At 42.0% G+C, this 22,736-nt stretch carries 17 protein-coding genes; 13 read left to right on the plus strand and 4 right to left on the minus strand.

Translation table 11 applies throughout. The features are described from left to right. Positions 1–274: 274 nt before the first annotated feature. Positions 275–1,702: a cytochrome c oxidase accessory protein CcoG gene (gene ccoG / locus AAEY98_RS14115; RefSeq protein ID WP_101087317.1), complete on the minus strand. Its 1,428-nt coding sequence runs from the start codon at positions 1,700–1,702 to the stop codon at positions 275–277. Positions 1,703–1,778: 76 nt separating this feature from the next. Here ccoG and AAEY98_RS14120 point away from each other — a divergent pair, with 76 nt between their 5' ends. The 3 genes from AAEY98_RS14120 (at position 1,779) to AAEY98_RS14130 (ending at position 3,558) form a co-directional block, all read left to right on the plus strand. Then, positions 1,779–2,126 carry a hypothetical protein gene (locus tag AAEY98_RS14120; RefSeq protein WP_335692757.1) on the plus strand — a complete coding sequence of 116 codons (348 nt, stop codon included), beginning with the start codon at positions 1,779–1,781 and terminating at the stop codon, positions 2,124–2,126. 99 nt (positions 2,127–2,225) lie between these two features. Further along, the gene (locus tag AAEY98_RS14125) at positions 2,226–3,140 is read left to right on the plus strand and encodes a 1,4-dihydroxy-2-naphthoyl-CoA synthase (protein ID WP_101087319.1); all 915 of its coding nucleotides are present in this window, start codon (positions 2,226–2,228) and stop codon (positions 3,138–3,140) included. A 196-nt stretch (positions 3,141–3,336) separates the two neighbouring features. Beyond that, a complete protein-coding gene (locus AAEY98_RS14130) occupies positions 3,337–3,558 on the plus strand; it encodes a DUF2061 domain-containing protein (protein WP_101087320.1) in 222 nt (73 codons plus the stop codon). Between the two features lie 53 nt (positions 3,559–3,611). Here the strand turns inward: AAEY98_RS14130 and AAEY98_RS14135 are convergent, their stop codons facing one another. Continuing rightward, positions 3,612–5,576 (minus strand): beta-galactosidase, encoded by a 1,965-nt coding sequence (locus AAEY98_RS14135; protein ID WP_351017696.1) that lies wholly within the window; start codon positions 5,574–5,576, stop codon positions 3,612–3,614. Positions 5,577–5,854: 278 nt separating this feature from the next. On the opposite strand from AAEY98_RS14135, the gene AAEY98_RS14140 reads away from it, so the two are divergent. Further along, a complete protein-coding gene (locus tag AAEY98_RS14140; RefSeq protein ID WP_192116424.1) occupies positions 5,855–7,987 on the plus strand; it encodes an alpha-galactosidase in 2,133 nt (710 codons plus the stop codon). A gap of 95 nt (positions 7,988–8,082) precedes the next feature. On the opposite strand, the gene AAEY98_RS14145 is transcribed toward AAEY98_RS14140, so the two are convergent. Then, positions 8,083–8,781, minus strand: a complete 699-nt coding sequence (locus AAEY98_RS14145; RefSeq protein ID WP_101087323.1) for a FadR/GntR family transcriptional regulator — start codon at positions 8,779–8,781, stop codon at positions 8,083–8,085. A gap of 195 nt (positions 8,782–8,976) precedes the next feature. Here AAEY98_RS14145 and AAEY98_RS14150 point away from each other — a divergent pair, with 195 nt between their 5' ends. From AAEY98_RS14150 to AAEY98_RS14160, 3 genes are read left to right on the plus strand one after another with little or no spacing between them, the layout of a single operon-like run. Beyond that, positions 8,977–9,744, plus strand: a complete 768-nt coding sequence (locus tag AAEY98_RS14150) for an SDR family NAD(P)-dependent oxidoreductase (protein WP_254439841.1) — start codon at positions 8,977–8,979, stop codon at positions 9,742–9,744. A 1-nt stretch (position 9,745) separates the two neighbouring features. Then, a complete protein-coding gene (locus AAEY98_RS14155; protein ID WP_351017699.1) occupies positions 9,746–10,708 on the plus strand; it encodes a 2-dehydro-3-deoxygalactonokinase in 963 nt (320 codons plus the stop codon). Then, positions 10,701–11,627: an SMP-30/gluconolactonase/LRE family protein gene (locus tag AAEY98_RS14160; RefSeq protein ID WP_101087325.1), complete on the plus strand. Its 927-nt coding sequence runs from the start codon at positions 10,701–10,703 to the stop codon at positions 11,625–11,627. Before AAEY98_RS14155 ends, AAEY98_RS14160 begins: the two co-directional genes overlap by 8 nt. Before the next feature lie 73 nt (positions 11,628–11,700). Here AAEY98_RS14160 and glpD read toward each other — a convergent pair whose 3' ends face one another. Beyond that, complete coding sequence (gene glpD / locus AAEY98_RS14165) at positions 11,701–13,224, minus strand: glycerol-3-phosphate dehydrogenase (protein ID WP_101087326.1); 1,524 nt, start codon at positions 13,222–13,224, stop codon at positions 11,701–11,703. A gap of 252 nt (positions 13,225–13,476) precedes the next feature. On the opposite strand from glpD, the gene AAEY98_RS14170 reads away from it, so the two are divergent. The 6 genes from AAEY98_RS14170 to AAEY98_RS14195 all read left to right on the plus strand — a co-directional run bounded on the left by AAEY98_RS14170 (position 13,477) and on the right by AAEY98_RS14195 (position 22,728). After that, positions 13,477–14,529, plus strand: coding sequence for a UDP-glucose--hexose-1-phosphate uridylyltransferase (locus AAEY98_RS14170; protein ID WP_351017702.1), 1,053 nt, complete (start codon positions 13,477–13,479; stop codon positions 14,527–14,529). Then, entirely contained in the window at positions 14,522–15,676 is a 1,155-nt protein-coding gene (galK, locus tag AAEY98_RS14175) for a galactokinase (RefSeq protein WP_351017705.1), read from the plus strand. Before AAEY98_RS14170 ends, galK begins: the two co-directional genes overlap by 8 nt. Before the next feature lie 127 nt (positions 15,677–15,803). Next, entirely contained in the window at positions 15,804–17,165 is a 1,362-nt protein-coding gene (locus AAEY98_RS14180; protein WP_502959649.1) for an alpha/beta hydrolase family protein, read from the plus strand. A 369-nt stretch (positions 17,166–17,534) separates the two neighbouring features. Then, entirely contained in the window at positions 17,535–20,300 is a 2,766-nt protein-coding gene (locus AAEY98_RS14185) for a TonB-dependent receptor (protein ID WP_351017711.1), read from the plus strand. A 130-nt stretch (positions 20,301–20,430) separates the two neighbouring features. Continuing rightward, on the plus strand, positions 20,431–21,954 hold the full coding sequence (locus AAEY98_RS14190; RefSeq protein WP_162024230.1) for a tryptophan halogenase family protein: 1,524 nt from the start codon (positions 20,431–20,433) through the stop codon (positions 21,952–21,954). 9 nt (positions 21,955–21,963) lie between these two features. Continuing rightward, the gene (locus AAEY98_RS14195; protein ID WP_101087332.1) at positions 21,964–22,728 is read left to right on the plus strand and encodes a SapC family protein; all 765 of its coding nucleotides are present in this window, start codon (positions 21,964–21,966) and stop codon (positions 22,726–22,728) included. Positions 22,729–22,736 lie beyond the last annotated feature (8 nt).

Raw genomic sequence — 22,736 nt, forward strand, 5'->3', positions numbered from 1 at the left:
TAGGTCGTTGGCTTGGGGTGCGTATTCTACGCTTTCCCGGGTTGGCGTCAAGTGTTTTTTCAAACTTTCTTTTCGCCGTTGTAAACTTCAATTTGAACCTTACAACCTGCCAGCGACGTATGCCGTGTCAGTGGTTGCGCATTATAGGGAGCTTAATTATTTGTGCAAGCATAAATAGGCTAAATATTGCAAAAACATGACCGAGAGGTGCTTTTTCAATCGAAAAGAACAAAAAAGGGACTATCCGTCCCTTTTTCGGCTATTTCACTCAGTTCTAATCACCAAAGAATCGAGTTTCCTGTTTTATTTCTATTGGGCTGCCATCTATTTGCGCAGTTATTTTGATATCGATTTTGGTGATACTTCTCTTCAACTCAATAGGATCAACAGCAATACTAATTGGTAAGGTTAATACTTCACCCGCTTCTATCGATACATGCTGTGGGCCAATCCATCTGGCATTAGGCAATCCTTCGACGCTTAGCTCATATTCTTGCGGCTGTTCTGTTTTATTGAGAATTTTAATCGTAAAGGTATTCTCTGTATTGCCTTGGTTGTTTTCTCGATAAAGTGAGTTTCTATCTCTAATAACATCCATACGAACAGGTGCAATCGTTGCGCTGGCATATATGAATATTAATATCATCACCGTGAGTACCACACCGTAACCCACTAACTTAGGTCGCAATACCTTTTCTTGCACACCATCAAGTTTGTTTTCTGTTGTGTAACTGATTAACCCTTTGTCGTATCCCATGCGTTCCATTGTGTTATCGCATGCATCGATACAAGCACCACAGTTAATACATTCATATTGCAGACCATTACGAATATCGATTCCAGTTGGGCACACTTGTACACACAAGTCACAGTCAATACAGTCGCCTAAACCCATCTCTTTAGGATCTTGTTTACGTGTACGAGGACCACGGGTTTCACCGCGTTGGGTGTCGTAGCCTACTATATAGGTATTCTTATCAAACATGGCAGCTTGGAAGCGGGCATAGGGACACATGTGAATACACATGATCTCACGCATCCATCCGGCATTACCGTAAGTAGCAATAGTGAAGAAAACCACCCAAAAATATATCCCGCCACCAGCATTAAGGGTAAAGAAGTCAATATAGAGTTCACGACTTGGAACAAAATAGGATACAAACGTAGTGGCTGTTAATAGTGATATTAATAACCAAGAAGTATGTTTTGCTGTTTTACGCCAGAGTTTATTGACACTCCACGGCATTTGGTCAAGCTTGATACGTTTATTACGCGCGCCTTCAAATTTTTCTTCAAACCAGATAAAGATGAAGGTCCACACGGTTTGTGGGCAAGTATAGCCACACCACACTCGACCGAGATAAGTGGTAACGAAAAACAGCCCAAATGCGGCTATCATAAAGAGTGCGGCAAGCAAGGTGAGATCTTGTGGCCAAATAGTTAAACCAAAGACGTGAAATTTTTGCTCAGCAAGATTAAACCAAACGGCTTGACGGTCTCCCCAGGGTAACCAAGGCAGAAGTAAGAAAAATAACATGGCTATCCAACCCATATAACGTCGTAAGGTTGTCCATAAGCCATCGACAGCTCTTACGTAAATACGGTTGCGCGGATTGAAGCTGTCTGCTTTACTAGCATCAGGTTGATGGATTTGAATACGTTGTTGTTTGGAAAAGTCCTTGGAGTTGGATTCTGTCGTCATGTTACAGCCTTACTGCTTTAATATTGAACGATAACTAGCTTATTATATAGGTAATAACACATTATTGGATAAAAAGATGAGAGGCTGGATAGGATTAGCAATAATCGCGGGGATTATTTATTATTCCGCGACAGAAACAGACAAGCTTGATAAGCCAATTAATGACATTAAAACGATGTTTACTAAGGCAGATAAAAAGCTTGATTCGATGACGGGTACAAAAATCATTAAAATCGATAAGCACATTCCACAAGTTAAAGAGGAAATTTATAAGCGTTTATCGACAATTGAAATTCGTGAATTAGATGGTGTATTTACCAGTAACGAAGCCATTAGTGAGTTTAAAATCGAATACTGCCATAGTAGTGCTCGCCACCCTGTTTTTTCAACAGAAAATTTGCAATTTATTTGCGATAAAATCTAATAACTTGTGCTCGTTAACGATTTTATGCTAACGAATTGACCTAAGTATCAAATAAGCCTAGCCTTTGTGTAATATCTGCAATAGGGGCTAGGTTTTTTTATGACACCATCACAAACTGAATCAGTATCTGACATCTTTGACCCTGAGTTATGGAATCTTGTCGAAGGATTCAATTTTGAAGACATCACTTACCACCGGGCAAAATCCCAAGGCACGGTGCGTATCGCAATAAACAGGCCTGATTGCCTTAACTCATTTCGTCCTAAAACAGTAGATGAACTCTATATGGCTCTAGACCACGCTAGACAATGGTCCGATGTAGGTTGTGTACTTATTACAGGAAATGGACCATCAGCAAAAGGTCAATACTCATTTTGCGCAGGTGGCGATCAGCGTATTCGTGGTAAAGATGGCTATAAATATGAAGGTGCTGAAGAAGGTACTCCTGATGTAGCTCGAATGGGGCGCCTACATATATTAGAAGTGCAGCGAATGATCCGCTTCATGCCTAAAGTGGTCATTGCGGTTGTACCTGGCTGGGCTGTGGGTGGTGGACATAGTTTACATGTGGTTTGTGATTTAACATTGGCGTCAAAAGAACACGCTGTTTTTAAGCAAACCGACCCTGATGTAGGTAGCTTTGACTCCGGATATGGCAGTGCTTATTTAGCCAAGATGATTGGTCAGAAGCGAGCCCGCGAAATCTTCTTTCTTGGGTTTAATTACTCTGCAGAAGAGGCATTTAACATGGGTATGGTAAATCGTGCCATTCCACATGCCGAACTAGAAACTGAAGCCTTAGCTTGGGCCAAAGAGATTAACTCTAAATCCCCCACGGCAATGCGTATGCTTAAATATGGCTTCAATATGGCTGATGATGGTTTAGTAGGCCAACAACTGTTTGCTGGTGAAGCAACACGCTTAGCCTATGCGAGTGAAGAAGCTCAAGAAGGTCGCGATGCCTTTTTAGAAAAACGAGATCAAGACTTTTCACGTTTTCCTTGGCATTACTAATCTCAACACCTGATGTTATAGACTGCATTTATTCATGTGATTAACTTTATGAAAGACCCTACTTAGGGTCTTTATTTTTTTCAAGATTAAAAATAATAAACGTAATCGAAATTTTCATTTGCAATAATCGAATTAACCCTCTTTACTTGATAATGATAACTGTTATCATTTAAACAAATCAAACAGGGGATTCATCATGAAAAAGACTATTAGCTTTGCCATTTTACACTTCAGTGTCGCTTTTACGATTACCTACCTATTAACCGGTAGCATTATTATCGGTGGTACCATTGCCCTGCTTGAACCTGCCGTTAATACAGTTGTGTTCTACTTTCATGACAAGGTGTGGAAAAACATTGAGTTGAAAAAGATGCAACAAGCTGAGATAACAACAGAGTCAATTCAGCTTGTGAGCTAAGATTATGGCCAGATTGATGGCCATAATCTTACTAACATATACTTGTTGCTACACTATGCGAGTTTCATGATAGCAACATCGTAAGCAGCAAGGTTTGCACTGCCTAAAACGTATTGCCCTTGTAACTCACTAGGCACAGTTTGCGGATAACCGGCATAGTTAAACAAGTAAGCATACTGACCACGCTTAACCACACGCATATCATTAGGTAACGCTAATATGGTTAACCCTAACTCTACTGCTAGTATTTTAAAGTACTCGAGTAAGAATCCATCACAGGTCAATGTCGCTACATAGCTAGTATTTTGATGACGAGCCACAGCAGGACTACCATCATGATACGTCGCCACCACATCAACACCATCGCCGAGTTCTAGCTCTTCTCGCCAGCACTGGCTTTCAAACTCAACCCCATTAAAATGCAATACTTCACTGCAGTCTGGACGAATGGTTTCAGTTGATAATACTCTTACAGGAACTAAAACTTGGAATGCTCCCGGTGCTAACGTAGACACTAATGACAATTCATCCGTTTTGCTGCCTGAGCGAGGACCGATAACCAAATGTACGTTGGCTTGCTGACATTTATCAACAAAGGCTTGCGGCACAATCGGTAAACACGGTGCGACAACTAAAGCATACTGTGTCAAATCATGATCTACAGAGACAAAATCTACAGCTAACCCTAACTGACGTAATGCCGAGTAATAAGCAAACTCAACGCGTTGATGATTGTAACTGTCACCTTGGCGTTCAATCTCGGTCACCCACTGACTGTTAGCACCTGTCACGATAGCCACTTTCGCTTGTACTGGATCGCTAATGGTAAAATCGACTTTGGCCAACTCGTCACGCATTTGCTCAACTTCAGCCCAAGCTGCAGCTTTCGAATTATCGTTACGTTTAATGCCTGCATGCATTTGCTCTTGCGCAAATGGCACTTGGCGCCAACGGAAGTAACAAACGCAATCTGCACCGTGGGCAAACGCCTGCCATGACCACAGTCTAACCATGCCTTTTTCAGGACGAGGGTTGTGATGCGCCCAATTTACTGGACCAGGTTGCTGCTCCATTACCCAAAAGTTTTTATTACTCACACCACGGCTTTGGTCAAACGAGTAACTTGAAAAGTCAGGGTGTCCGGTACGCATGTACGGTTTAAATTGTTCTGCTGGCATATGTTTAAAAAACATATCTGAACGACCGAGCGGGTAATTGTCGTAACTGACAAAATCGAGGTTTTTGGCTAATGCAAAGTTATCGGCTTGAGTATCGACTAACGGGATAAAGTTATGGGTTACAAAACGATTTGGCGCATGAGCACGAATGATCTCAACCATTGCATCATGAAATTTCACCACTTGGTCAGAACTAAAACGACGGTAAGCCAGTTGATGAGCAGGATTGGTTTCAGTTACCGCTAGAATAGGTAATTCGATTTGTTCAAAATCTTGATATTCCATCGACCAGAAAACATTACCCCAGGCAGTATTGAGCTTTTCAATATCGTTGTGATAATAGGCTTTGCACCACTGTTGAAATGCTGACTTAGCCACCAATGAGCCACTATGAGTAGTATCGTGACAAGCAATCTCGTTGTCCGTTTGCCAGCCACAGATGCCAGGATGTTTACCATAGCGTTGTGCAATAACGGTAGAGATACGCATTGCTTCACGAAAGTAGTTATCACTTGAAAAATCATAATGACGGCGCGAACCAAAGCCACGGGTAGTACCTGTTTTAATATCGACAGGTAAAATGTCTGGGTATTTGTCGATTAACCATTTAGGAGGCGTAGCCGTTGGCGTGCACATAATCACTTGCAGCCCTTCGTTAGCTAACGTTTCAATGGCACGATCCAGCCACTCAAAAGAATACTCGCCATCACGGGTCTCAATTCTAGACCACGCAAACTCGCCAATACGCACATACTGTAATCCAAGCTGACGCATTTCTTTTGCGTCTTGTTGCCACATAGATTCAGGCCAATGCTCAGGGTAGTAGCAAACTCCTAACATGTTAATCTCCAATATATAGTGCGTAAAACCGTTGGCTCGAACATAGGATATTGTTAAGGTTCTACCCTACTGTCATAAGCAAAATTACGGGGTTATTTAACCAATTTTTAATGACGATCAATATACTAACCTAGTATTTATATGATATATAGTATTTTAAAATAATCCGAATACATCATTAACACACTGCAGAATGTTGCTGGCTCAATCCAACACATTCGAATATGTATGCTTAATCAGTGTGTATAAACACAAAAACGTCAATCAAGGACAATATCATGTCACATCCCCAGTTCGTTTTGCTTAATGGCCAACATACTAGCTTGATCGTTGATTGCTTAAACAAGACTCCTGCCATTTTGTATTTTGGTAAAAAGTTATCTGAAAAGACCAGCTTTGACATGATGAAACGGTTAAGCACCAGACAAGAAGCTAAATGCTCAGTTGTTGTTGAAGCGCCTATTTCATTATCGCCGTTAATGGGTGAAGGTTTTACCGGTGCACCTGGCATTGAAATTTTTGATAACAACATTGCATGGTCAATTGGTGGTGCACTAACACAAGTGAACCAACCGAATGAAAACGAAGTGTATTTCGAGTCAGTAGATACCCTACGTCAGCTAAGCGTTAAGCATCACTTACAGCTTAACCCACGCAGTGACGTACTCAGTGCGACAACAGAATTAACCAATTTAGGCCAAACCTCAGTTAATGTGAATTGGTGTGCAGCGCCAACCATTCCAATGCCTCTGCATATTGACCAAGTAATGTCGTTTGAAGGCCGTTGGTCGAACGAATTCCAACGCAAGTCTTTTGATACCTTCTTAGGCAGCTTTGTGCGTGAAAACCGTAAAGGTAAAACCTCACACGACAATTTCCCAGGCATGGTAATGCACAACAAACTCACCCATGAACAAGGCGGTGAGTGTTATGGTTTTCATTTAGGTTGGAGTGGCAACCATAAAATGCGAGCGGAGTTACTTGCAGAAGGCCGCAGTTATGCCCAATTAGGTGAATTATTAATGCCTGGTGAAATGATACTCGCGCCTAACGAGTCTTATATCAGCCCAACGTTATATACAGCCTATTCTAATGACGGTTTTAGTGGCTTATCTCATTGCTTCCATCAGTATGTTCGTCAATCACTTATCACTGAAAAGGTACGCCTAAAGCCACGCCCAGTGCACTACAACACTTGGGAAGGAATTTACTTTGACCATGATGTTGCTGTTTTACAATCATTAGCGACCCAAGCGGCTGACATTGGCGCAGAACGATTTGTACTCGATGACGGCTGGTTTAAAGGTCGCCGTGGTGACTTTGCCGGTTTAGGTGACTGGACTGTTGATCGTGAAATTTACCCAGACGGACTGCAACCACTGATTGATCATGTTAATAACGTGGGCATGGAATTTGGTTTATGGTTTGAACCTGAAATGGTTAATCCAGACAGCGATTTATATCGCAACCACCCTGAATGGGCGCTGCAAACCCAAGGTAACGAGCAGCTACAATTTAGAAAACAGCTAGTGCTAGACATGACGAACCCAGACGTGACTGACTATCTGTTTAATGCGATTAACGATATCTTGGTTGAATACCCACAAATTCTCTACCTCAAATGGGACATGAACCGCGACCTCAATCATGCAGGTAATTTATTGGGTAAGCCGGCAGTACATCAACAAACTAAAGCCGCTTATGCTTTAATCAAGCGCCTTAAAGATAGTCATCCACACATTGAAATTGAAAGTTGTTCCTCTGGTGGTGCGCGAGTTGATTACGGTGTATTACAACACACTGATCGAGTATGGACTTCAGATTCAAATGACGCATTAGATCGACTCACCATTCAACGTGGTTGTTCATTCTTTTTCCCAGCAGAAGTGATGGGGGCGCATGTTGGCCCGCGCGATTGTCACATTACCGGGCGACACATCAATATTGCCATGCGAGCCGCGGTCGCTTTCTTTGGCCACATGGGGATTGAAATGGATCCTCGAGAGTTAACCCATGATGAACGTGAGCAGTTACAGCAAATAATCAAACTGCACAAACAGCATCGTCAGTTAATTCACAGTGGCAAGTTGGTACGATTAAACAGCGATGGCGACTCAATCAACTTTGGTATTGTTAATACAAACCAAACCCAAGCTTTGTTTGCTTACAACAGCGTCAAAGAGACCCAACGAACTAATCCGCCAAAATATCATTTTGCAGGATTAGATGCCGACAGAGATTATCAACTATCACTAATTTGGCCGGCCGGATTTTCATTCTACTCACCGTCTGTATTAGCCATGACAGACAATCAAACCTTTAGTGGTGAAGCATTAATGACCTTTGGCATGCAGTTGCCGATTACTTTCCCACAAACGTCGTTGATTTTTGAGTTAAATGAAGTGAAATAATACTTTATCGCGCGCCTCTTTATAGCGCACATTATTTATCCCCATTAAGCAAAAGAGCACCCTTTAGGTGCTCTTTTTATGATTGTTTCGACCGACTACAACTTCAACTCAATCAGCTCAAGTGCTTCATCTAAAATCATTGAAACAGCTGCTTTAGATAATTCAGGATTGCGCGCTTTAATCGCATTAAAAATTTCGGCATGCTTTTTCACATCCGCACCCGGCACGCCTTTTATCTTGTTGGTGTAACGAATGCTCACCCTGAGTGCGGTACCAATAAACTCGGTTAATTGCACAAAAAAACGGTTACCACTGGCGATTAGGATGCTGGTATGAAATGCAATATCAGCTTCTAACGGGTCATCTAAACCTTGTTCAGCTTCAACCATACGTTCGAGTGCCTTCTCGATAGACGCTAATTGCTCATCAGATGCGTTCATTGCTGCAAGTGCCGCCGCTTGCGGTTCTAGCGCAACCCTCACTTGAGTAAACTCTTTCAGTAAAGACAATGACGGTTTACTGCTTAAAATCCATTTTAATACGTCGGTATCAAACATATTCCAATTACTTTCAGGCAACACCCGAATGCCTTGTTTAGGCCGAGATGAAATAAGGCCTTTTGCAGACAGCATTTTTACCGCTTCACGCGTTGAGCTACGGCTAACATCATATTCAATACACAAATCAGCTTCAGAGGGTAAACCTTCGCCAACAGGGTAAACCCCTTTTACAATGGCAATGCCCAAATCGTGAGTTAATTGATGTGTTAAATTTTGACGTGGAGAATTATTCATGCTTTTACTGTCCAATATTCAGTACATAAATCTGTTATATCATATTTAAACGCAATTACGATATAACTTTGTTTTCAGTGGTGTTAATGTTAGAAATAGACATAATAATCATCATTATTTTTCGGATTAATCATTAAATCCAACAAATACCGCTAGTTAACCATAATCATAAAAAGTAGGTTTGGAGCGTTATAAGTGAGTTTGTTAACCCAATATCAAGACTTGAAAGACAAAGTCATCTTTATTACCGGCGGCGCCAGTGGTATTGGCGCATCTATGGTCGAAGCCTTCATACATCAACAAGCTAAAGTGGCTTTTATTGATATCGATCATAAAACAGCAGCCAATCTACTTAGCAAAATGGCCAAAATTGATGCTTCATCAATTTGGTTTCGCGCTGTCGATGCCACCGATTCCGAATCATTACAACAAGCCATTAGAGATGTTGGTCAACACTTTGGCCGTTTTGACGTACTGATAAATAATGTCGCTAATGATGCGCGCCAAGATGTCGAAACGATTTCAGCCCATGATTGGCATAAGTGCATGCAAATTAATTTAGACCCTGCTTTTTTTGCATCTCAAGCGGCTTATATTTTAATGAAGCAACAGCATTCCGGTAGCATTATTAATTTCAGTTCAATCACCGCGTTATTAGGCTCACAACAAATGACTGGCTACGTGACAGCAAAAGCAGGCTTAATTGGTATGACACGCTCATTGTCGCGTGAGTTTGGAGAATCTGGTATTCGTGTCAATGCCATTTTGCCCGGTTGGGTCGCCACCGAAAAGCAGCTGGCCAGTTGGCTAACAGAACAAGAAGAGCAAAAATGGACTGATGCGATGGCATTAAAACGCCGAATCACCCCTCAAGATGTTGCCAAACTCGCCCTGTTTTTAGCCTCAAACAATAGTGAATTGATCACCGGTCAGTGTATCAATATTGACGGTGGGAGAGCTTAGCTTGCTTGCTAAATATCAACATTTTATTGCTGTCGATTGGGGCACAAGCCATTTACGTGCTTATCTATGTTTAGCCGAAGTCGGTAAACCATTAATAGTGCTTGAACAAGCCAATAATGTCGGCGTGAAGAAAATTCAAACTGATTTTGAAACCACACTAATGGACAGTATTGCGCCTTGGGCTAATCGTTTTGGAAAACTACCTATATTGATGATAGGTCAAATAGGTTCAAGCATTGGCTGGAAAGAAACCCAATATCTTGCTTGTCCTATTTCGCCCCAAGAGGTGATCTCTGCCGGGGCGCGCTTTGACAGTCAAGGTCATCAAGTCACCATATTCCCAGGATTAAGTTGCCAGCTTTATAACCAACTCCATGACTCGATGCGTGGAGAAGAATTTCATTTACTGGGCTGGCTTGCGATGGCTCCACAGCATCTAGTTGGTCGACATCTTGTATGCTTGCCTGGAACCCATACTAAATGGGTGCTAATTGAAGAAGGTAAAGTCATTTTATTCAAAACTGCGCTAACCGGTGAACTGTATGACCTATTGTCATCTAACAGCGTATTGATCCAAGAAAAAGTATCAGATTTAGAATTTGATTTTGGCGCATTTATTGACGGTGCTGATTTTATCTTGTCATCTACTAACGATAATTTTTATCACGGATTATATAGCGTCCGCAGTAAACAGCTTTTTGAGGATTTCTCAACCAAACAAGCACATGCGTATTTATCAGGACTATTGATAGGAAGTGATGTTCGCGCAGCGATGAGCGCGCAAGAGTGGCAATTAACAGAATTAGAATCAGTGGCGATTATTGGTCCACCTCACTTAAGCCAATGTTTTGTTGAAGTGTTACATCACTGTAATATCAACACAACATTATGGGATGTTACAGACGCGACATTGGCAGGATTTAATGTTGTGTACCAACACGCACATCATTCGACAGATGAATAATACACTAACCCAGAGCATCGGCGATCTTATACAGGTTATCCCATCACAAAATGATTTGGGTGAAAATGCTTTATGGCACCCACAACAACAAGCCATTTATTGGATCGATATCATACAAGGAAAAATTCACAAATACAGTGTCGAGACTCAGCTGCACGATCAATACAGTTTACCCTATCGTATTGGCAGCTTTGCGTTTTTAGCAGAACAGCAAACATTTCAGTTAATTGTCGCCTTTGAGCAAGGTTTTGCACTGTATCATCTCGATACACATGCATTAACATGGCTTAGCCAACCTGAAGTTGCACAGAAAGGTAACCGTTTTAATGATGGCCGCACCGATCGCAGTGGACATTTTTGGGCGGGAACCATGGTTGAAACCCGTCATGATCAACATCAACAAGGCAACTTGTACCGGATAGATAACCACGGTGAATGCCATAAAACCATTGAAGATATTTTGATCTCTAATGGTTTGTGTTGGAGCCCTGACGGTAACATTATGTATCACGCAGACTCTGAAAAACATTGCATCCATCAATATCGCTATAACCCAACACACAAAACATTAACGGATAAAACCTTGTTTGCGACCACCGAAGATCATGTATTTCCTGATGGTTCAACTATTGATGCGCATGGCTTTATGTGGAATGCCCAATGGGGCGATCATAGCGTGGTACGTTATCATCCAGATGGTCATATCGTCGAAAAGTTAATCTTACCTGCTGTACAACCCTCTAGTGTCGCCATTGGTGGCCCAAATTTAGATTGGTTAATTGTGACAACATCACGTATTGAACTGACTCAACAGCAACTCGTTGATTATCCATTATCGGGTAACGTGTTTATTTATCAGTTGCATCACGTTACTGGGATCGTCGACACACCTTGTAGTATCAATATCAACCAAGCATAAATCACAGCAATGGCAGATAAAACACACCCAAAAACTTTTTATCATTTTGGGTGCTAGTGTTAACACGTTAAGGTTAACTCACATCAGAAACAACCGCCGGTGCAACTTCCTGTTTACTGGCGACATAATCACTCAGTACTTGCTGTTGTTCCTCAGTAAAATGCAAACCTAGCTTAGTCCGTCGCCATAAAATATCTGCACTGCAACTGGCCCATTCATTGGCAATAACATAATCGACTTCCGCTTGATATAAACCATGACCAAAATCAATCCCCAATGCCTCGCGGCTCGCAGCATCATTTAAAATGGATTGGGTACGGGTTCCGTAAGTTCGTAATAAACGATTAATAGATCGTGTATTTATCCAAGGATATTGTTGCTGATAAATCCGGTTAAGATCACCTAAATCAGTAAAATCACCACCAGGTAGCGTTTGAGTTGCTGTCCAAGGTTTCCCCATTTGAGGATGGAAAGGTTTTAATCGATTGACTGCCGCTTCGGCCAGTTTTCGATATGTCGTAATTTTGCCGCCAAACACTGACAATAGCGGCGCCTTATCTTTAGGGGCGTCGACAATAAAGGTGTAATCACGGGTCACCGACTGCGCCGAATCTGACTCGTCATCCATTAATGGTCTCACCCCTGAGAACGTATGCACAATATCTTGTTCGCTAATGGTGCTTTTAAAATAGTGATTGGTAATGCTAATCAGATAATCAATTTCTTGCTGGTCGATACGCACATCTTTAGGGTCGCCGGTAAAATCAACATCAGTGGTACCAATCAGAGAAAAGTCATCTTCAAATGGGATCACAAACACAATCCGCTGATCGACATTTTGCAAAATATATGCGTGTGGCTGTTGATGGATTTTAGGCACCACAATATGGCTACCTTTTACTAAACGAATTTTTTGTGGTGAAGGCTGCTTTAATACATTTGAAAATAAGCTCGACACCCAAGGTCCAGAAGCGTTAACAATACTTTTTGCATGCACCTGACGTAATGACTTGTCCCCTTGATGTTGTAAGGTGAGTTTCCAGATACCATTGTCGCGTTCGGCAGTAATACAGCGAGTTTGAGTACAAATCTGTGCCCCTAACTCTTTCGCTGCAAGGGCATTTAATACCACTAAACGAGAGTCATCGACCCAAGCATCAGAATATTCAAACCCTTGAGTAATTTCAGGTTTTAATGGGCTATCTTGTGTGAAGTTAATTTTTTTAGACGCATTCAGAGTGACGCGTGATGCTAAATTGTCATATAAAAATAACCCAAGACGGATCATCCACGCTGGACGTAAATGAGACTGATGGGGAAGCCTAAATGTCAACGGAGTGATCAAATGAGGGGCTTTTTTAAGCAACACTTCACGCTCTGCTAATGCTTCTTTAACCAAACGGAACTCATAATGTTCTAAATACCGAAGTCCACCATGGATCAGTTTACTGCTATTTGATGAGGTTGCAGACGCTAAGTCATTCTGTTCACACAGCAAGACACGTAAACCACGCCCCACTGCATCGGCCGCTATTCCAACACCGTTTATGCCGCCACCAATCACGACAACATCAACAATTTCTCTATCGGCTTCCATTTACGTATCCCACCACTAAAATAAATATGATAAATAATATATATTAGCAACATCATAGAGTGACAGACGGTCAATTGACAAGCTGAATTAGAAAGATCTTGTCGAAATTGATTACATCTTGTTAAATAAAATACTTAATAGTAGTATTTATCATATAAATTAAATTTGCAGCATTTATCAACAGTACAATTGAGATAATAATATGCATTTTCTGGTTATTGCTCCAGACACATATAGATGAAAGGGATTGCCATGAGTCAGTTTGAATTTACCCACAGACGAAAAAATCCGTTAACAGGTAATTGGGTGCTAGTGTCGCCACATCGAAATAATCGTCCTTGGTTAGGTGCGACAGAAAAAAATGCCCCTTCGAATTTACCAGAGTACGATAACACATGCCCTTTATGCCCCGGCAATCATCGTGCAAACGACAGTATCAATCCTGCTTATGATAAAACCTTTGTGTTTACTAACGACTTTGGCGCACTAACGTCACAAGTGACCGAACATTCCGCCGCGCTCAATCATGACAATCCATTATTTGAAATAGAGCAGGCTACGGGTGAATGCCGAGTGATTTGTTTCTCACCTAAGCACAATAAAACCTTACCAGAATTATCCGTGGCTGAGATCAATGATGTAGTTAATACCTGGAAACTGAACTACATCGAATTATCTGCTCAGTATGCATGTGTACACATTTTTGAAAACAAAGGTGAAGTCATGGGGTGTTCACAACCTCATCCCCACGGACAAGTATGGGCTCACAATCATTTATCGACCGAAATACAATTAGAAGAAGACAACCAGCGTAACTACCAACAACATCATGGCGGCAATTTGCTCGGCGATTATGTTAAACATGAAATTGCCGACGGTGAGCGAGTTGTTTATCAAAATGACCACTGGCTTGTGGTTGTACCATTTTGGGCTGCATGGCCTTTTGAAACCTTACTCGTATGCAAAGATGATGTACGCCATTTTGGTGAGCTAACCGATGTGCAATCAACTGCTTTAGCCCAAGCGATTAAGATACTCACCACCCGATACGACAATGTGTTTAATTGTAGCTTCCCGTACTCAATGGGTTGGCACTGTGCACCAAGCAAACTTGACGACAATAGTCACTGGCGCTTACATGGCCATTTTTATCCACCACTATTACGCTCAGCCACCGTAAAAAAACACATGGTCGGCTACGAGATGCTCGCCGAAAGTCAACGCGATTTAAGCCCAGAAACAGCTGCAAAAATTTTACAAAATGCCAGCGACATCCATTACTCTCAAGGAAACAATAATGAATAACGACGCGCTACAGGCATTCTATCAGCAGCAGTTTTCATCATTACCACAAGGGGTAGTTAGTGCTCCTGGTAGGGTTAATTTAATTGGTGAATTCACCGACTACAATCAAGGTTTCGTATTACCTTGCGCACTCACTTTCCGCACTCAAGTTTTTTACCATATACGAAATGACAACACGGTTAATGTACTATCAACCATGTATCCGAATGAAAAAGAAAGCTTTGACGTTAATCAACCAATTAGTGCTGGTCAGTCACAATGGGGCAACTACATCCGTGCGGTTGCATTTGTGCTTAACCGTGCTGGCCACCAGCTACAAGGTGTTGATTTATTAATTGAAAGTAATGTGCCGCAAGGCAGTGGTTTGTCATCTTCGGCGGCACTAGAAGTGGCGATTGCAGGGATGTTTAATCATGTTTGCGGCCTAAATTTAACCGAAGAGCAAATCGCCTTATTCGGTCAACAAGCCGAGAATGATTTTATGGATTGCCAGTGCGGCATAATGGACCAGTTAATTTCAGCTAAAGGTCAACAAGACCAAGCGTTATTAATCGATTGCCAAAATTTACACACAAAATCGGTGACCATTCCAACAGACTTATCGATTGTTATTGTTAACTCTAACTACCCTAGAAAGTTAGTCGACAGCGAATACAACCAACGCCGTATCGACTGCGAGCAAGCCGCCAGTAAAATGGGCTTAACCACCCTGCGCGATGCTGACTTAGCGTTGTTAATGCAAACTAAGCCACAAATGAGCGCAAATGAATTCTCCCGAGCTCACCATGTGATCACCGAAAATGCCCGAGTCATTGCCGCAACCCAAGCCTTAGCCAGTAATAACATCGAACAACTGCGCATTTTAATGACCGCATCACATCAATCGTTAAAGCATGACTTTGAAGTGACCGTACCTGCCACCGATGGTTTAGTGCAAATTTGCCAACAAGCTTTAGCAGACAGAGGCGCCGTACGCATGACCGGTGGTGGATTTGGCGGCGCGATAGTGTGTTTATGCCGTAATGAAGACGTAGCCGCTATTCAGCAAGCGGTTGAGCAACACTATTTTGCGCAGTTTAATTTGCAAGCGGACATTTATGTTTGCACCGCAGGCAAAGGATTAACCGTAGAAACGTTTCCGCAGTAACTCTGTAAATGAGTCGATAACAAAAAATGATGTGGGTTGAGGACCCGCCCGCATTACATAATAAAAATGACCAAGTACTACAGCCCATGCTGAAGAGCATGCATTACTGAAAAGGACAGCATTAATGATGACCAAATCACTTATTTCTATCGCGTTGTTATGTTTAGGCACCCACTCAAGCGCCATTGCCGCAAACGCAACAGACAGTGACACAAAAAATACCATTCTAGTCGCCGAACAGCTTTACCCCAACACACTGCCAAAGGAAGCGTTGCCAGAGCTAGCGCAAACAGGGTTTTATCAAGTCGGTGTTAAAACTGTTAACTTGATTCATAAAAATCAATTTAATCCCAAAACCCAAATAGCTGAAGACCGAAAACTCAACATTGAGGTGTGGTACCCAAGTAACAAAACTGCCGCGACCAAGCAAAACCAACCGGCAGTATTAAATGCCGTTTATAATGATGAAACCCGTTTAGGATTACCATTTTCACTGCAAGGCAATGCCACTCGTGACGCAGAAGTGGCCGCATTAACGGATCAGCCATTTCCACTCATCGTGTTATCCCATGGTTATACTGGCTATCGCACCATTATGTTTTACTTAGCTGAGCATCTAGCGTCACACGGATATATTGTTGCGGCACTGGATCACACCGACTCGACTAATGCTGATGTCGATATGGTTAATGCTCCGTTTAGCGGTTTTTTTAGCACATTATTAAATCGTTCGCGTGATCAACAATTTGCCCTTGATTATTTTACCGGCAGCGACAATTTTGTCAGTCGCATTATCGACACGAAACGATCAGGCTTAATTGGCTATTCAATGGGCGGCTATGGTGCGGTCAACACTGTGGGCGGCTGTTATCAATTTAACCCACAAACTGCCGCTACCTTTACCGGCAGCAAAGACCAAAATGTTATCAATGGTGCCATTACTTTACTCAACACCTGTGCTGGTGGCCAAACAGCCCCTGTAACGGTAGATCCTAAATGGAAAGCCATGATTGCTATGGCCCCCTGGGGAGGCAATCATCAACTATTTGACCCAGTAGCATTAGCAAAAATAACCGTCCCAACACTGTATGTTGCTGGCGATCTTGATGATATTTCTGGTTATAAAGGAATTCAATCGCTATACCAGCAAACTGGCGGTGAACATACCTATATGCTCACCTATCATAATGCTCGCCATAATATTGCCCCACATCCAGCACCTAAAGTGGCTTACCAAAATGAAATAGATTTAGGCCACTATTTTGAACCCGCCTGGAATACGACACAGCTTAATACCATCAATAAACACTTTGCATTAGCTATGATGGATTGCCATGTTAAAAATCAACAAGATAAGTGTTCATACCTACAATTAAGCGCTCAGTCTAATGAGCAAGATCAACAAGGCAATCCAACGACAGCCTGGAAAGGTTTTGCCCACCGCTATGCCACAGGCATGTCATGGGATATGAAATCTGCACCGCAATAAATAACCATTTTGAAATTGTTTTGATTGTTATCAGACTGTTTTTTTTTACAAGAAATGAACTATACCAAAGTGTAATAAACACAAAAAATACAGTCTGATTACTGTCTGAATAAACATTGAGCGATGACAGTAATATCTTTAAATTACAAAGACTAAATTCATTTACAACCTTAGGTTTTGGTACTATTTATTGCAATGTATATCACCATGATGTCAGTGATTAGTCTAAAAATTCATCATTAAATTACACCATACTTGTTAAGAAAAGGTTGATATTTAAGCTCAATTAATATATTTATAAGATAAATAAGCTTTAATTAAAAATAAAGATTTTATAAAAAAGCAACAACATCAACTGGGGGAAGAAAAATGTCGACAAAAGGAATCACAACTTTTGGTAAGAGGACAACGATAGCACTTGCCATTGCTGGGGCATTAGGAAGTGTTAACGGCGTCTCTGCAGCAGAAGCAGAAACTCAAGCTAATGAACAAACAATAGAAGTTATTGCTGTAAAGGGGATACGCAGCAGTTTAAAAAATTCAATGGCCGATAAGAAATCTGCTTCGGTTGTGTCGGATGGTATTTCAGCCGAAGATTTAGGTAAGTTTCCAGATTTAAACGTAGCCGAATCATTACAACGTATTACTGGTGTATCGATTGACCGAAGTGGTGGTGAAGGTCAGGCAGTAACGGTTCGTGGCTTTGGCCCACAATTCAATACAGTATTGGTTAACGGTCGTCAATTAGCGACAGATAGCGCTGGTCGTGAGTTTAATTTCGACATCTTAGCCGCTGACCAAATTACGGGTGCTAACGTCTATAAAACCAGCAGTGCCAGCATGCAAGAAGGTGGTATTGGCGGTACGGTCGACGTCACTACCGCGCGTCCTTTTGATTATTCAGGCTTCCAACTTGTCGGTTCTGTGAAAGGAATGTATGAAAGTCTTTCAGAAGAAATTTCACCTTCTGTCTCAGGTTTGATCAGTAACACCTTCAATGATGAAACTATGGGTGTATTACTTGCCGTAAGCCATCAAGAGCGCCAAGTTCAAATTAACCAAATCAACACCGCCGGTTGGCGTGGCGGTCAAACTATTTCCAATTCACGTGATGGCGTGTTGTTTACCAATGCTTATATTCCGCGTAACTGGGACCAAATCGTTGATCAACAGGACCGAACTCGTACTAACGGTAGCTTAGTATTCCAGTATGCTCCGTCTGACGACGTCAGCATTACCTTGGATGGTTTTATTTCAAAATTTGAAGTGGATTCTGAAGTTACCGATTTAGCATCATGGTTTGAGCCAGACCGCGTTGGCAATGCCTCTATCGACCCTGCAACAGGCACCTTATTAACCTTTAGCCAAGATGTTGGTTTACATCAAGGCAGTGGCGACCCAGCAACTGACTTTGTGTCGCACACTCGCAACTCTCGCGACGTGACAAACAGCGGTGTCGGCTTAAATGTTAAATGGGATATTACAGACCAATTAAAAGCTAACTTTGATGTTTCAAACTCAAATGCTGAAAACGATCGTGCTGGCCGCGACCGTTTCAACGTTGTCGGTATGACCAACAGCTATGAATTTGATGGCACGGGTGGAACCCCTACCGTTATCCATGGTGGTTTTGAAAATGGCAACTTACCTGATGCCGGCCTTTCTCGTTTACATTATAACGAAAAAGGTAATCAATTTACTGACGAAGATGAAATTACTGAGTTTAAAGCTGATTTCGAATATTCACCTGATTCATTGGTGTTCACGAAAGCGAAATTTGGTCTATACCGTCAAGAGCGTGAAAAATCCAGTTACCAGATTTTTGGTAGTCAGTGTCAATTCTGTGGTTATGGTACTCCTGCACCCAATGAAGCCATTAACTTCAGACCCTATACTGCGAATAACTATTTCTCTGGTTTAATCGACACCTTCTACACCTATGATGGTGATGCTATGGTCGATTATTTAGCAGCTGAAGGTTATCCAATCACCCCAACACTGCAAAACAATCGCTATACCATTAATGAAGATGTCAGCAGCTTATACATGAACTTCACGTTTGTGTATGACGTAGGTGATATGCCATTAACGGTTGATTTAGGGGCTCGTTACTCAACGACTGATGTAGAAGTCAGTGCCGTACAGAGTTATATTTCTGACGTAGTACCGACCAGTGATGCGACATTGTTCCAAAACATATACGGTCCAGCGACAAATATTACTCAAGGCACAACTTACTCAAACTTGTTGCCAAGCGTAAACGTGAAGTTAGACCTACAAGACGACATGGTGCTACGTTTTGCCATGTATGACTCGTTAACCCGTCCAACCATGTCACAGCTATCTCCAGCGACTAACTTTAACGAGCCACGTCGTCAGAACTTAACAGCTAGCGGTGGTAATCCATCACTTGAACCGTTCCGTTCTGAAAACTGGGATATCTCTTACGAGTGGTATTACGATGACGCCAGCATCTTCAGCTTTGCATTTTTCAGTAAAGAAGTTGACGACTTTATCGTGACGTTAACGGGTGATGAAACTTACCAAATGACTGACCGAACTGGCCCAGACTTTAACTGTAGCACGGCTAACTCAGACTTATGTTCTGACCCAGTTGTTGGCACAACAGAAGAGTTAAATGGTCAGTCAGAACAGTACACTGTAACCCGCCCTCGTAACGGTGAATCAGCACGTATTACTGGTTATGAAGTTGCCTTAACTCATATCTTCGACAACGGCTTTGGTGTTACCGCCAACGCGACTGTGGTTGATAGCAATGTGACAGTAGATGCTAACAGCACTCAAAGTTTCGCACTTGAAGGTTTAGGTAATTCACAAAACCTAATCGTGTTCTATGAGCAAGATAACTTCCAAGCCCGTGTTGCATTTAACAACCGCGAAGGCTTCTTACGTCAGCTAGACAATGGTTTTAATGGTGAACCAATCAATACCGAAACGTTTGGCCAGTGGGATATTAGCGCCAGCTATGACATCACTGAACATGTATCGGTGTTTGTTGAAGGCATTAACATCACTGAAGAAGAGCTCGTTCAAACAGGTCGTTTCGCCAACCAAATTTATTCGGTTGAAGATAACGGATCGCGCTATTCTCTAGGCGTTAGAGGCAAGTTTTAAATTATAAGTAATAAAAGACAGGTGCTTAGCACCTGTCTTTTTTGTTTATGATATATAAAACACACCTTGTGATAGTGTTTAACTACGCCGGTAATTAAGCACATTTCATTGCAAATAGGATGTTAACCCAATGGCAAAAGCAGTTAAAAAAATAATCATTGTGGGTGGAGGTACAGCGGGTTGGTTAACCGCAGCTATCATTGCATCGCATCATAAAAGCCAGACAGGTAATGACTTAACAATTATTTTAGTGGAATCATCAGACATTCCCACGGTCGGTGTTGGTGAAGGCACTTGGCCAACCATGAAAAATACCTTACAACAAATAGGTTTAAGCGAAAGCGAAGTCTTTAAGGCTTGTCACGCAACGTTTAAACAAGGCGGCAAGTTTGTTAACTGGGTCCATGGAAATGGCGACTTTTACTACCATCCATTTACGGTTCCATTAGGTTATGGTCGTATCGACTTAGCACCTTATATCGACAACATCAAAGACTATGCCGAACACACCAACTTCCAACATGCTATTTGTGAGTCAGGCCTTGCTCCTCGCAGCATGGCAGAAGGCGAATATCAAGGTAGCTGCAATTATGCTTACCATCTTGATGCTGGCGCCTTTGCCGACTTATTAAAACAGCATTGTAAAGCCAAGCTAGCAGTAGAGCATGTCATCGGAACAGTAGAACAAGCCCATGTCGATAGCCAAGGTAACATCAGCCATATTTCACTTGCTGACCAAGGTTCAATTGACGGTGATTTATTTATCGATTGCAGCGGTTTTGCATCTTTATTACTGGGTAAAACACTTAATGTGCCGTTTGTTAAACTGGATCATGTGCTATTTAACGACCGCGCCATTGCAATGCAAGTGCCCTATACAGATCAGCATAGCCCGATTGCATCGCACACCATCGCCACAGCGCAGGACTCAGGTTGGATTTGGGATATTGGCTTAACACATCGCCGCGGTGTCGGTCATGTGTATTCAAGCCGTTATATGACCGACGAACAGGCTGAAGCCAATTTACGCCGTTATATTGGCCCCCAAGCCGAAGGTTTAAGCGTAAAAAAAATCAGCTATCAAAGTGGTCATCGTGAACGCTATTGGCAAAAAAATTGTGTTGCTGTTGGTATGGCGGCAGGATTTGTTGAGCCACTAGAAGCCACTGCGATTATGCTAGTCGAAATATCTGCACGCTACATTGCCGACAACCTACCGGTTAACGATACCATCATGGCATTAACGGCCAAACGGTTTAACCAACAAATGGAATATCGCTGGGGACGTATTGTTGATTTTTTAAAACTACATTACATGCTGACGAAAAGACCAGAACCCTATTGGCAAGCACATTGTCATCCCGACTCTATTCCACAGAGCTTACAAGAAGACTTAAGCATTTGGGCTTATCGAGGCCCCACCAGCAAAGACTTCAATGGCCCAAATGAGTTATTTCCAGCCGCTAGTTATCAATATGTACTTTATGGTATGGGTTTCAGCCCTGACTATTCTCAACATGCGCACTTATACCAACAACAGGCCCAAGCCACTCAGATACTTAACCGTAATGTTCAGCTTACGCAGCAGATGCTCAATACATTGCCGCCTCATCGAGACTTCATTGAACAATGGTTAACTCATTCTCAACAATAGAATAAAAATATGAAAAAACTAACAGAATTAACGCCTCAACAGCACCAAAACTTACGATTAGCAAACGACAGCGCCATCCAATTTGCTCATCAACAAAACATCATGAACCTGCGGGTATCTGAAGTCAGCCAAACGGCTTGCAGTATGCCAATTGTTTATGTCCGTGATGGTAACAATGGTCAATGGGTATTAACGGCATTTACTAGCTTCGAGCAAGGTAGCAACCTATTTGTCGAACAAGGTAAGTGGACCGCGCTACACACGCCAACTAACATGCAAACTTTTCCATTTTTTTTGATGATGTCACCTGACGACCCACAACGTTACACCATTGGTATTGACGAACAACATGGGGTGTTTTCTGCCACAACAGGACAAGCCATTTTTGAAACCAACGGCAAAGCATCGCTGCATTTATCTAGAGTAAAAGCTTTGCTTGAATCTGACATTAACAATGATCTCCAGACCCAAGCATTTAATCAGCATATTAGCCAACTTGGCCTGCTACGCCCAATTAGTATTTTAATCCAGCATCAAGATGGCTCAACACCTAGTTTGTCGGGTTTATTCACTATTGATGAAGACAAACTACAAGCCCTCAGCCAAGAAGCACTCTTTGAGCTACACCAGAAAGGTTATCTTGCGCCATTACAAGCCATGCTAATGTCATTATTTCAACTCAATGCGCTGATCAAAAAGCACAATAAAACCCCAGGCTTGAACCCAATAAAAAGCATCAAATTAGAAGTCAGTAAAAATTCAGCTGCGGCATAACAATACCC

This window comes from Shewanella sp. AC91-MNA-CIBAN-0169 (assembly GCF_040310165.1).
Lineage (GTDB): Bacteria > Pseudomonadota > Gammaproteobacteria > Enterobacterales > Shewanellaceae > Shewanella.